The 12643-nt window shown below is 32.8% G+C and carries 13 protein-coding genes and 1 pseudogene; 13 read left to right on the top strand and 1 reads right to left on the bottom strand.

All coding sequences use genetic code 11. The annotated features are described in order from the left end of the window. The first annotated feature begins 16 nt into the window (after window positions 1-16). From rsxC to K337_RS18345, 11 genes and pseudogenes are all read left to right on the top strand, one after another. Window positions 17-1297 (top strand): electron transport complex subunit RsxC, encoded by a 1281-nt coding sequence (gene rsxC, locus K337_RS0111200; RefSeq protein ID WP_028856689.1) that lies wholly within the window; start codon window positions 17-19, stop codon window positions 1295-1297. After that, complete coding sequence (locus tag K337_RS0111195; protein WP_028856688.1) at window positions 1290-2816, top strand: RnfABCDGE type electron transport complex subunit D; 1527 nt, start codon at window positions 1290-1292, stop codon at window positions 2814-2816. Before rsxC ends, K337_RS0111195 begins: the two co-directional genes overlap by 8 nt. A 23-nt stretch (window positions 2817-2839) precedes the next feature. Continuing rightward, window positions 2840-3286: an NADH-quinone oxidoreductase subunit NuoE family protein gene (locus tag K337_RS0111190; RefSeq protein WP_028856687.1), complete on the top strand. Its 447-nt coding sequence runs from the start codon at window positions 2840-2842 to the stop codon at window positions 3284-3286. 129 nt (window positions 3287-3415) lie between these two features. Further along, window positions 3416-3820, top strand: coding sequence for an SRA domain-containing endonuclease (locus tag K337_RS0111185; protein WP_028856686.1), 405 nt, complete (start codon window positions 3416-3418; stop codon window positions 3818-3820). Window positions 3821-3890: 70 nt separating this feature from the next. After that, window positions 3891-4595 carry a biotin--[acetyl-CoA-carboxylase] ligase gene (locus K337_RS0111180; RefSeq protein ID WP_028856685.1) on the top strand — a complete coding sequence of 235 codons (705 nt, stop codon included), beginning with the start codon at window positions 3891-3893 and terminating at the stop codon, window positions 4593-4595. A gap of 12 nt (window positions 4596-4607) precedes the next feature. Continuing rightward, the gene (locus tag K337_RS0111175; RefSeq protein ID WP_028856684.1) at window positions 4608-5498 is read left to right on the top strand and encodes a potassium channel family protein; all 891 of its coding nucleotides are present in this window, start codon (window positions 4608-4610) and stop codon (window positions 5496-5498) included. A 179-nt stretch (window positions 5499-5677) separates the two neighbouring features. After that, window positions 5678-6721, top strand: a complete 1044-nt coding sequence (mnmA, locus tag K337_RS0111170) for a tRNA 2-thiouridine(34) synthase MnmA (protein WP_028856683.1) — start codon at window positions 5678-5680, stop codon at window positions 6719-6721. Next, window positions 6718-7167 (top strand): hypothetical protein, encoded by a 450-nt coding sequence (locus K337_RS0111165; RefSeq protein WP_028856682.1) that lies wholly within the window; start codon window positions 6718-6720, stop codon window positions 7165-7167. Before mnmA ends, K337_RS0111165 begins: the two co-directional genes overlap by 4 nt. A gap of 90 nt (window positions 7168-7257) precedes the next feature. Next, entirely contained in the window at window positions 7258-7434 is a 177-nt protein-coding gene (locus tag K337_RS0111160) for a 4Fe-4S binding protein (RefSeq protein WP_028856681.1), read from the top strand. 105 nt (window positions 7435-7539) lie between these two features. Continuing rightward, window positions 7540-8499, top strand: coding sequence for a KpsF/GutQ family sugar-phosphate isomerase (locus K337_RS0111155; protein WP_037029355.1), 960 nt, complete (start codon window positions 7540-7542; stop codon window positions 8497-8499). A 75-nt stretch (window positions 8500-8574) separates the two neighbouring features. Next, window positions 8575-8775: pseudogene (locus tag K337_RS18345) on the top strand (DUF1858 domain-containing protein). A 77-nt stretch (window positions 8776-8852) separates the two neighbouring features. On the opposite strand, the gene K337_RS0111145 reads toward K337_RS18345, so the two are convergent. After that, complete coding sequence (locus tag K337_RS0111145; protein ID WP_028856679.1) at window positions 8853-9602, bottom strand: TSUP family transporter; 750 nt, start codon at window positions 9600-9602, stop codon at window positions 8853-8855. A 487-nt stretch (window positions 9603-10089) separates the two neighbouring features. Here K337_RS0111145 and brnQ point away from each other — a divergent pair, with 487 nt between their 5' ends. Beyond that, a complete protein-coding gene (gene brnQ, locus K337_RS0111140) occupies window positions 10090-11379 on the top strand; it encodes a branched-chain amino acid transport system II carrier protein (protein ID WP_037029353.1) in 1290 nt (429 codons plus the stop codon). A 274-nt stretch (window positions 11380-11653) separates the two neighbouring features. Then, the gene (locus K337_RS0111135) at window positions 11654-12559 is read left to right on the top strand and encodes a DMT family transporter (RefSeq protein ID WP_028856677.1); all 906 of its coding nucleotides are present in this window, start codon (window positions 11654-11656) and stop codon (window positions 12557-12559) included. Window positions 12560-12643 lie beyond the last annotated feature (84 nt).

Below are 12643 nucleotides of genomic sequence, written 5' to 3'. Positions count from 1 at the left end.
ATTTAGGGGGAAGGTCATGTTTTTAAAACCTACATTTTTTAGAGGGGGAATCCACCCCAGAGAGAAAGAGATAACTTCCGATAAAAAAATTGAACAGATGCCAGAGGTCGGGACGTATAGAGTAACGACCCTGCAGCATATAGGCGTCCCTGCGACTGTCATGGTTAAAGTAGGAGATCAAGTAAAAAAATACCAAAAGATAGGTAGAGCAGAGGTGAAATTTTCTGCCTTTATTCATTCTCCTTGTTCAGGGAAAGTTACCCATATAAAAAAAATTCATATAAAGGGACGGGAAGCAGAAGAGATAACTATAGAAAATGATTTTTTAGGAGAAGAATTTAAGAGGAAAAAGCTACAGAGTTTTACTCCTAAAAAATTACAGGAATTGGTGGATGATCTGGGGATAGTAGGTCTTGGAGGAGCTACCTTTCCTACTCATATCAAACTGGAAGGCAAGTTAAAAACTATCATAATAAATGGCGTTGAGTGTGAACCATATTTAAATGCTGATAACAGGATAATGATCGAAAATACAAATGAAATCTTAGAGGGAATAAAAATTCTTATGACAACATTTGAGATGGAAGAAGGAATAATAGGTATAGAGGAAAATAAAGCCGAGGCCATTGAAAAAATGGAAGAAGGCGTAAAGGAATATCAGGAGATAAGGGTTCAAAAATTACCAACTATATATCCCCAGGGAGGAGAAAAACAGCTTATAAAAGCTCTGCTGAAAAAGGAAATAAAATCTTTTCCAAGGGAGCTAGAGGCTATAACTTTAAATGTAGGGACTATTCTGGCTATCTACAGAGGGGTAACCCATGGAACACCAATAGTCGAACGTATAGTTACAGTATCTGGAGAAGGGATAAGAGATCCTAAAAATTTATCGATTCCTATTGGAACACCAATAGAAAATATTTTAGATTATGTAGGGCTTAAAGAGGATACAGCGGATAAAATCATAGCCTGTGGGCCTATGATGGGTCATGAAATAGGGGAAACAGATGTTACCTCTAAAGGAATGAATGGAATTTTGGCCTTAGGGAAGGGAAAATTTCCTCCTAAATTACCCTGTATAAGGTGTGGCAGGTGTGTAGATGTGTGTCCTATGGGACTGCTTCCACTAGAATATGACAGACTGGCAAAAAAAGGGAAGTATCATCAGATGGAAAAAGAATTTTCCCTGTCTTCCTGTATAAAATGCGGCAGCTGTGAATACATATGCCCCAGTCAGGTTCCTCTGATGGAGGCTATATTTTTAGGGTTGGAAAAGGGAAGGGATAGCGATGATTAAGACAGCTCCTTATATCAGTTCAGAGAATACAACTCAAAATATTATGATAGAAGTCGGGATAGCTCTTCTTCCATGTGTGGCAGTGAGCATCTACTTCTATGGGATAGCAGCAGTAAAGATCCTGTTAGGGACAGTAATATTTTCATTTTTTACTGAAATTTTTTGGCAAAATATAAAAAAAGACAGGATGCGTGATGGGAGCGGGATAATAGCCGGATTGATTCTGGGGCTGTCTCTCCCGTCTACAACTCCATTTTATGTAGCAGGAATAGGAGGAGTTGTAGCTATTTCAAGTAAATATATATTCGGAGGGCTGGGAAAAAATTTATTTAATCCGGCAATCTTGGGAAGGTTATTTTTAATGATATTATTTCCCATGTATCTTTATCAGGTAAATAACTTTGATGGAACCGCCGGTGTATCCCTCTACCCTGTGATAAAATATGGAGGGCTTTCTAAAATTATAAGTGACTTAGGAGAACCTTTATTTTATAGGGATTTAATCCTGGGGAACAGGCTGGGAAGTATCGGAGAAAGTTCTATGATAGCAGTTTTTTTAGGGTATGTTTATCTGGTCTATAAAAAAACCATAAGGTGGGAGTGCCCTGTAATTTTACTGGGAACAATATATATGTTGAATAATTTTGTTTCTCCTAATCCATTTGTAAATATGATTCTAGGTGGAGGATTGTTTGCTTCGGTATTTATAGCGACAGATCCAGTTACCAGCCCGTATACCAGGGTAGGATATGGTTTTTATCTGATGTTGATGGGAATATTGATTTTCGGGATAACGGAGTTTACCAGTCAGCCCACAGGGATAACCATGGGGGTATTAGGAGCAAATTTAATGGTTCCTATAGTCAATAGATATACTCCAAATAGAGTCTTTGCCAAATCTTATCCATATATTAAACTTTTAAAATTAATTTCGATCAGTGGTTTAGCTATAATGGGAGCACTTTATGTGATTACCTATGAAGATGAGAAGATGATTCCTAAGGGGATAAACTATATAAATTTAAGAAAATATTTCGGAAGTGATGTGGAGTTTGAAGATAAAATAATTGAGAATGGATTTGTCTATTATCCCTTAAAAAAAGATGATCTGAATGTAGGAACTTATGTTGTAGGGGACTCCAAGGGATATGGAAAGGAAAGGATAGGTTTTGATCTGGCTGTAGACACAGAACACAGGATAAAAGGGCTGACAATAACTCATGAGAAGGAAACATGGAGATTAGGGGATCAGATCTCTTCTTCTTACTGGCAAGATCAGTGGATAGGAAGAGATAGCAGCTATAAGTTTAATAAAGAAGTTGATGGATTTTTAGGAGCTACATATACTTCTAAAAATTTACATAGAACCTTTAAAAAAATCTTGAAAACTCATGAGGGACTCTTTGGTAGTGGTTATTCTGAAATAGATGGAAACGGAGGAGCTACCTATATGGAAAAGGCAGCAACAGATCCAGAAGAGACAATAGATATAGACGGAAAAGGTGGAGCTACAGAATAGAAAGATAAAAGGAGAGGGGAAATATGGATCTACATAAAGAGGTAGAAAAAATTATAGAAAATTTAGAGGATAAAAATAATGAATTAGAGGTTTTGGAATTTATTCAAAATTCTCAGGGTTATATATCTAAAGATATGATAAAATTTGTTGCAGATAAGATGGATAAGTTTGATTTTTCTGTTGAGAATACAATTAAGTTTTATCCCCACCTAAAGGGTGAGGGGAAGCAAATTATAGAAGTGAAGGTCTGCACTCATACAGCTTGTAAAAATAATGGCAGTGGGAAGGTCCTGGAAGAAGCTAAAAAAATATTAGGAGTAGAGACAGATGAAATCACTTCTGACGGGAAATACAAATTAATGACTCAGAGATGCTTTGGCCAATGTGGAAAAGGTCCTAATGTAAAGATAGGCGATGAGACCTATAATAAGGTAACCCCTGAAATACTAGATAATTTACTAAAAAAATAGAAAACCTAAAGGGTTATAATAGACATGAATTTATGATTAGAGGTATTTAAATAAAATAAGGGCTTTTACTTCTCTTAACTTAGGGGAAGTAAGGTGAGGTCTGATGAGGATAAAAGAAGGAGATATAAGATGTTAATAAAAGATTTAAAGGTAGATCAAGTTTTAGAAAATAAGGAGATAGCAGAAACTTTTTTATGCTCTAATCAAGGGGGAGTAAGAAAGAGCAAGAAAACCAATACGATAGTCTTATTGGCTAAATTTAATAATTGTTCATATAAACATAGGAAAGATGGAGATGTCTTATATTTTACCGGAATGGGTAAAAAAGGTGACCAGGAGATGAAAAGACAGAATAAATCTATCCTAAATGCCAAGGAAGAAGGATTTGTCCTTCACCTTTTAGAGTTATATGAAGATAAAAAATATATCTATAAGGGGGAAGTAGAATTGATTTCAACTCCTGTAATAGAGAGACAATTAGACGATAATAAAGAGGAGAGGGATGTATTTATGTTCCCCCTAAAGGTAAAGTAAAACAATTAAAGGACACTGATCACGGTGTCCTTTTTAATACTGGCTTTACTCACTAAATAGGAGGAAAAGGATGAGAATATTTCACTTTGATGAGCTGGGATCAACCAGTGACTATTTGAAGGAAAAAAAAAATAAAAAACAATGGGATCTGGTTATAGCAGATATTCAAAGTTCTGGACGGGGACGTAGAGGAAATCTTTGGGTATCTCCCCCAGGAGCAGGACTATTCAGTTTTGCGTTAAAGGAAGACTCTAATCTAAGTATGGAAGAGTATAGCAAACTACCTTTGATTGTAGGAATTGCATTGTTAGAGGGATTAAAAAATATAGTAGAATTAGACTATAAATTTAAATGGACCAATGATGTCTATCTTTCCGATAAAAAACTGTCTGGAATCTTGGTAGAGAAAGTAGGAGATTTTTTTATTATAGGAATAGGAATAAATATAAATAATTTAGAATTTTTAGGAGAGTCTAAAAATGGCATTTCCTTAAAAAGTGCAACTGGTGAGAAATATGAAGTTCTGGATACAATAAAAATAGTTGTAAATTCATTTGAAAAATATTGGAACAGATATATAAGGGGAGAATGGAAGGAAATTTTATACGAGATAAATGAAAAAAACTATCTTTTGAATAGAAATATAGAGATAGAATTTTTAGGGTCTAAAATATCTGGTATAGGAGGAAAAATATTACCAAATGGAAGATTAGAGGTAGAAACTCCAGATGGAATAAAAGAATTTATGGTAGGAGAGATTCATATAAAATTATAAAGGAGGCTGTTGGTGAGAAAAAAAGTAAAAAAAGGACTGAAAAATATAATAATTCTTATGATCCTCTCTATTCTTTTAGGAATTACCCTGAGGATAGATGCAGACATAAATGAAAATTTAAGAGTTAGAATGTATTATAGTTTAGCTATATTTATGAATTTAATCCCCATAGCCTATTTTTTACTTAAATTTAGAATGGCTAAAAGAAGACCGATGTTCTTCATAGGGTTTACATTTTACTATCTGATAATTTTACCTATATGGATAAGCTTTTCCTTCGAAGAGGGAATGGTAGGAAAATTTGGTTTAACAAGAGATAATTTAACATCATTAAAATGGGTAATAATATTAAATTTAATACTTTTATTGATCTCCCAATTTTTTATAATTAAATATGTATTTGTAGATATTTTATCTGGTAAGAGGAGAGCTAAGAGTGATGATATTGGGATAGTTCTTCTAACTTATATAACGCTTGGAATAATTTTTGGTTTTTTCTATATATTGTTGATAGAAAATAACCCCAACGCCTTAGATGGAATGGTATCAAAAGGTTTAGGAGCAGGAGGTCTCTACTTTAGAGGAATGTACTTTAGTTTCATAACCTTAACCAGTGTAGGCTATGGAGAGATAGTTCCAGTATCATTGGCTGCTCAGACACTGACTATATTAGAGAGTGTAATGGGTGTTTTACTCCTGAGTTTTTCATTGGGAATTGTATTTAGTTCAAACCTGAATATAAAGGAGGAACAGGAGAAAAAAGAAAAGTTGGAGAAAAAAAATATAGATAAGGATATTTCTCCGGAAAAATATAAGGCATTGAAAAGAAAGTTAATGGTAGAGTTTGAACAGAGTTTGGATAGGAATATCGAAAGGTATATTGAGGAAGAAGATCAAAATTAAATTAGAGTAAAAAAAATGATGTAAATCTGTGACAAAATAATACCCGTAAAGGACATCACCAATATACTACTCGCAAGGGGTATCACCAAGATTTCTAAAGATTATTGCATAATCTAAGAATCTTGAGATATTAGTTTACTTTGTAAACATAGGATATTGCGAAAAAAGGAGAATAAAAAATGGAAAAAGTAATAGTTGGATTAAGTGGAGGAGTTGATTCCTCAGTAACCTCATATATTTTGAGGGAAGAGGGATATGAGGTAATAGCAGTAACTCTCCAGGTAGATAAAAAATCCCAGGGTGAGATAGCAGAAGCTAAAAAAGTAGCGGATTCATTAAAAATAAAACACGTAGTTTTAGATGTGTCGGAAGATTTTGAAAATATAGTGATTAAGAATTTTTTAGATGGATATAGCGGGGGAACAACACCATCTCCTTGTGTAGTGTGTGATGAGAGAATAAAGATAAAAACTCTAATAGATTATGCAGATTCAGTAGGAGCCAAATATATAGCTACAGGACATTATTGTAATTTGGAATATTCTCCAGACATGGACAAATATCTCCTAAAAAATGCAGCAGATATACGTAAAGATCAGACCTATATGCTCTACAGGTTAGATGAAGATACCCTAAAAAGGATGAAATTTCCATTGTATAACTTTACAAAAACAGAGGTTAGGGAGATGGCTAAAAAAATAGGATTGGTAACTCACAATAAAAAGGACAGCCAGGGGATATGTTTTGCTCCAGAAGGATATAAAGGGTATCTGCAAGAAAAATTGAAAGATAAGATAGAAAAGGGGAACTTTGTAGATGAAGATGGGAATATAATGGGGACTCATGATGGATATCAGCTCTATACTATCGGTCAGAGAAGAGGTTTGAATCTAAAAAAACCAAGACCTTATTTCATACTGGATATAAGACCTTCTAAAAATGAGATCCTTTTGGGAGATTATGAAAAACTCTTTATAAAAGAGGTGGAGCTGATAGACTATAAATTCGTAGTTGAGATAGATAAATTGTTGGAGGTAGAACTCATGGGGAGGCCGAGGTTTTCAAGTCATGGGTTTATGGGAAGGTTAAAAAGAGTAGCTAAACCTGGTGAGGAAGACAGGATATATTTTGAATATGAAGAAAAAAATCCCCAAAATGCTAAGGGACAGCATATGGTGTTATATTATGGTAAATACCTCATAGGAGGAGGAGTTATAGGATGAAAAAAATATTGATAGTATTAATAATTTTAACCTTTATAGGGTGTAGCAGAGCGGAGAAAAAAACTGAAAAATTAGTTTTTAATAGACAAATGATCCAGGTTACTATAGATAGTTTAGAAGAGTTAGATCTTGGGAATGATTCAAAAATAACTTTTAAATTATGGGGATACGACCTGTATGTGGCTGATGTCAGTGCAACTTTATTGAAAGAATATAAATATAATCTTTCGAAATTACCGGTGACCTATGGGATAGACTATGAAAAAAAATGGGATAAAAAAATAGAACCTGCTGGAAGTGATAAATATGGATACTATATAACTTTGGAGATGGAAAGCCCAGATGGAAAGAAATATAAGGTAGATTACGAAGCTACAGATAAAGGTTATTTTGGGACTAGAAAAACTAAGGTTGAGGAACTCTCAGGAAAGATCTATATAAAATAAATAAAATAAATTATTATTTTAATATTTTAAATTTATAGAGTATACTAAAAATAGTTATATGGAAATAATAAGTAATCAAGGAGGGAAAAAATGTCACACAGAATAAGAAAAGATGAGTGTATTTCATGTGGAGCATGTGAAGATGTATGCCCAGTAACTTGTATTTCAGAGGTAGAAGATGGTAAGAGATTGATAGATGAGGATGCGTGTATCGATTGTGGAGCATGTGCAGGGGTATGTCCCGTAGCTTGCATAGATCAAGTATAAGATTATTAGAGGGTTAAAATATTCTATGAATATTTTAATCCTCTTTTTTATAGATGAATAAACTAAAAAAAAATGATATAATAAACAAAAACAACAGGGGGAATAATGGATATAAAAAAATATGCTCAGGAAATATTTGATATTGAAATAGAGGAACTAAAAAAAGTAAGAGATAAGATAGGAAAAGAGATAGAGAAAACAGCTAAGCTGATCATGGACTGTAAAGGAAAGGTTGTTGTTACAGGAATCGGAAAATCTGGAATAGTAGGGAAAAAAATAGCTGCAACCCTGGCTTCTACAGGAACGTTGACAGTGTTTATGAATTCAGCTGAAGGTCTTCATGGAGACCTTGGGATGGTAGATAGAGAAGACGTGGTAATAGCTATCTCAAATTCAGGAAACAGTGATGAAGTGGTATCTATAATTCCGTCTATAAAAAAAATAGGTGCAAAATTAATAGCTATGACTGGAAATAAAAATTCTAAATTAGGAGTGCAATCTGATGCTATATTGGATATAGGTGTAGAGAGGGAAGCTTGTCCTATGAACATAGCTCCTACTTGTTCGACTACAGCGACTATAGTTATGGGAGATGCTTTAGCATCAGTACTTATTAAACTCAGAAATTTTAAACCAGAAAACTTTGCTGTGTATCATCCGGGAGGAAGCTTAGGAAGAAGGCTCCTTATGAAGGTAAAAGATGTAATGCACAGTGGAACTGATCTTGCAGTTGTAGAAAAAGATACCAATATAGATGAGATATTAGTGACTATGACAAAGAAAAAATTAGGAGCTGTCTGTGTGTTAGAAGATGAAAAGATGGCAGGAATAATAACAGAAGGGGATATTAGGAGAGCATTGGGAAATAAAGAGGAGTTTTTTACCTATAAAGCTGTGGATATTATGATCTCAAAATTCACCTATATTGAAGCTGAAAAAATGGCTGTAGATGCATTGGAGCTCATGGAAAATAGGGAAAGTCAAATCTCAGTTTTACCTGTATTAGATGGGCAGAAATTAATAGGAATGGTAAGGATTCATGATTTGTTAAATAGTGTTAATTAATCTTGACAAGATTACTATGATAATATATACTTTATACATTAAGAGAACATAATATTGATTTTAGGAGGAGTAAAAATGGTAAATAAAGATATGAACATATTAGAAGCTGTACAACAGTATCCAGTAATCGTTCAAGTATTCCAAAGATACGGACTTGGGTGAGTAGGTTGTATGGTAGCCTCAGGTGAGAGCTTAGGAGAAGGAATCGCGTCACACGGATTAAATGCAGATGTTGTAATCGAAGAAATGAACAAATTAATCGAAGAGACTAAGTAATTTTATCAAGTGATTTATATAAAAAAGACCTTTGAAGATTTCAAAGGTCTTTTTTTTTACATATTTTATAATTTTTATTAGATAACCATGCCATAAACCATCTTGCTGGCCATTACTAAAGACATAACGATAAAGATCGGTTTTATAAATTTAGCTCCATTTTTTACAGCCATCTTAGATCCTAATTTAGAACCTAAGATCATAAATACAGTGGAGATAAGACCATATCTAAGGTCTACTTGTCCATTGTATAAAAAAGTAAGTAGAGCTGCAATACCGGTAGTTAAATTTAAAACCTTAGTATTAGCAGTAGCAACGGTGAAATCAAATTTAAAGATTTTGACTAAACCAAACATAAAAAATGTTCCTGTTCCGGGACCAAAAAATCCATCATAAAAACCTAATATAGAAGTTAAAACCTTACCTAAAAATTTATTTTTAGGAGTAAATCCATTAAAGGAATTAGTCATTCCTACTTTTTTAGAAACAACAGTATAGATAGCTACTCCAAAAATCATAAATGGAATTATCATCTCTAAAATATCAGGCGTAATAAATTGTAAAGCAGTTACACCAATAACTGCTCCTACAAATGCAAAGGGAATCATAAGTTTAAGTAATTTAAAATTTAATTTATTACTTTTAAAAAATTCATGACTGCTGACCATTGTTCCAGCAGAAGCAGCCAATTTATTTGTTCCTAAGGCAAGGTGTGGGGGAAGACCAACTAATAACAGTGTAGGAGTACTGATCAGACCTCCGCCTCCAGCAATAGAGTCTATAAATCCAGCGATAAACATACCTAATCCAATCAATAAAATTTCCATAATACCTCCATAATTTTTAATAACTAATATAATATAGCAAAATCAAGAAAAAATCAAGTACAACTATATCAGATAAAAGTAAAGTTAAAATATTAATTATAACAAATAATTAAGAAAAATTTATATTTATTGTTTTTATTTTACTTTAGGTGATAAAATTTATAATTTTTATTAAAACATTGTTAAAAAAATATCAAACTAAAAATAATTTTTATTTAAAATGTTAAAAAAATAAACGTTTTGAATTAAAAATGAACTAAAACATTGTTAAAAAATAATCAATTATTGATTTAACCGAAATATAGTTGTATATAAGTGATGTAGCTAATGTGTTACTGAACTTGACTTTTTAGTAATGTTGTTATAAAAAAATGGACAGGTTTGGATTTTGAATGATAATTTATAAAATGAATTACCATCAAGATGTTTATTTTTTTTAAGTGATAATGTTTATAAAATTTTGAGTAAAATTTTTTTAGGAGGTTTTATGAAAAATAAAGATGTGTTTATATTTGGTTTAGCAATATTTGCCATGTTTTTTGGAGCGGGGAATTTGATATTTCCACCAGAAATAGGTATGGTGTCTGGAAAAGAGTGGTTAAAGGCTGCTATAGGTTTTTTTGCAACGGGGATATGTCTGCCTGTCTGTGGTCTACTGGCTTTTAGCCAGGTTGGTGATATAGATAATTTTGCAGTGAAAGTATCGGATAAATTTAATACGGTATATTTTATGCTTTTGATTATAGCGATAGGTCCAATGTTAGGGATTCCAAGGACTGGGGCTACAGTATATGAGATGGGAATAGTACCAAATTTCGGAAATATAAATTCATTGCTGGTTTCTTCTATATATTTTTCCATTGTACTTATGTTGGTTATAAAGCCTACTAAATTAATAAATACAATAGGAAAATATCTTACTCCGATAATTCTTGGTATATTGGCAATTATAATAATAAAGGGAATTTTATTTAAAATAGGAACACCAGGGGCAAAAATGATAGAGCAAAGTGCATTTTCTTATGGTTTTTTAGGTGGATATCAGACTATGGATGCCATTAGTTCTGTTCTTTTGGGAATAATAGTTATAAAGGGACTTAAGGAAAGCGGGTATACAGATATAAAGGTTCAAAAATCTATGATTATGAAGTCAGGGTTGATAGCAGGATTGGGGATGGCTTTGGTATATGGAGGACTCTTATACCTGGGGTCTATGGTAAATGGAAGCGGACAGACATTAAATAGAACAGGGCTGACGATGTATCTTGCTGTGGCTACTCTAGGGAAATTTGGAAAGATTGCCCTTGGAGTTTGTGTAACGGTGGCATGTTTGACAACTTCTATAGCCTTGGTTGCTATAACTTCTGATTTTTTTTCCAATCGGTTAAAAATATCGTATAAGGTAACAGCCATAGTGGTTTGTGTGTTGTCAGCGATATTGGCGGCTACAGGGGTTGGATTCATAGTGAAAATTGCGGTTCCTATTTTGACGTTACTCTATCCTGTAACCATAGTACTTATATCTCTAAATATCTTTAGAGTTAAGGAAAATTTGGTTTTTAAAATAGGTGCCTATACAACCTTATTTTGCAGTATATTTGAGTTGATCAATAAATATGAAATTCTGCCTGCAATTGGAGGTTATTTTGAACTTATACCTCTTAGTTCATTTGGTTTTGGTTGGGTGATACCGGCGCTACTGGCAATTATGTCAACAAAGTTAGCCATAGATATATTTCCTAAATTGGGAGTTAAAACAGAAAAAAAAGCACATTAAACATCAAGGGGAATTATAGTCGATTGGATAAAAAATATATATAAAGAAAACCTCTGAATTTTCAGGGGTTTTCTTTATATATTTTAGAAGATTCTGGGATAAAAATTAAATATACAGTTAATAGATGTTTAATATACACTCAGTATATATTAAATATATATACTGGATGAACGTAGTTATAAATTTGAATGAAAGTGGGAGAGAATTATATTGAATGAAAGTGGCAGATGTTCTATAATAGATTGTTATGTTAAATTATTAAAGGAGGATTGGTGTGGAACATAAAGGGTATGGACTTGCATTTTTAGCAGGAGTTACATGGGGAACTTTAGGTATTATCTCGTATTATCTAGGAAAAACAGGAGTTGGACCATTTGAAATAGCTTTTTTAAGATTGTTATTTGCTTTTTTATCGATGTTTATATTTTATTTGATTACAGATAGAGAAAAGTTAAAAGTAAAGAAAGAAGAGGTAAAACATTCTCTGTTAATCGGTATAATAACACAGGGAACTATGAGTTTGGCAATCTATAAATGTATCTCTATGACATCTACCACAGTTGGAGTAATGATGGTTTGTTTAGGGCCTCTTTTTACAGCAATATTGTCAAGAATATTTTTTAAAGAGAAGATCACTCTTTTTAAAGGTTTAGCTCTGACACTGGCATTTTATGGGGCATTTCTTGTAGTGACTGGAGGAGACGCATCAGCTTTAAAAGCTAATGGAATCGGACTTTTGATAGGTTTAGTGTCAGCATTGGCATATGGATTTTTTCCTATATTGACTAAGAGAATACCTGAAAAATGTAATTTAACAGGGATACTTATGTATAGCTTTTTAGTGGGAGCTATATATGTATTTTCCATGGTGGATATCAAAATATTATTAGAAGCATTTAGTTTAAAAATGGTTGTAATATCTGTGATATTAGGATTAATTCCAACAGTTTTATCTTGTACTTTTTATTCTTTGGCACTTAAATATACTACTCCTACAAAGGCTGGAATAATGAGTCTGGTGGAACTTCCAACAGCTGCCATTATAGGGCACTTCTTCTTGAGTGAATATTTATTTGTTGTGAATGTAATAGGAATTATTGTATTGCTCTTAGGAACAGTCGTATCAAAGGTAGAATTACCGAAGAAAAAAAATATACTTGTAACAGGAAATTTGAATTAAAAAAAGACTCCTAAAATTTAGTTTTAGGGGTCTTTTTTTTATGGGTATTTAAATTAAAGAGTTCTAAATTCAACTAATATACCT

It is taken from the genome of Psychrilyobacter atlanticus DSM 19335 (assembly GCF_000426625.1).
Taxonomy (GTDB): domain Bacteria; phylum Fusobacteriota; class Fusobacteriia; order Fusobacteriales; family Fusobacteriaceae; genus Psychrilyobacter; species Psychrilyobacter atlanticus.
The sequence above is the reverse complement of the archived record's forward strand: the minus strand, read 5'-3'. Positions and strand labels throughout refer to the sequence as shown.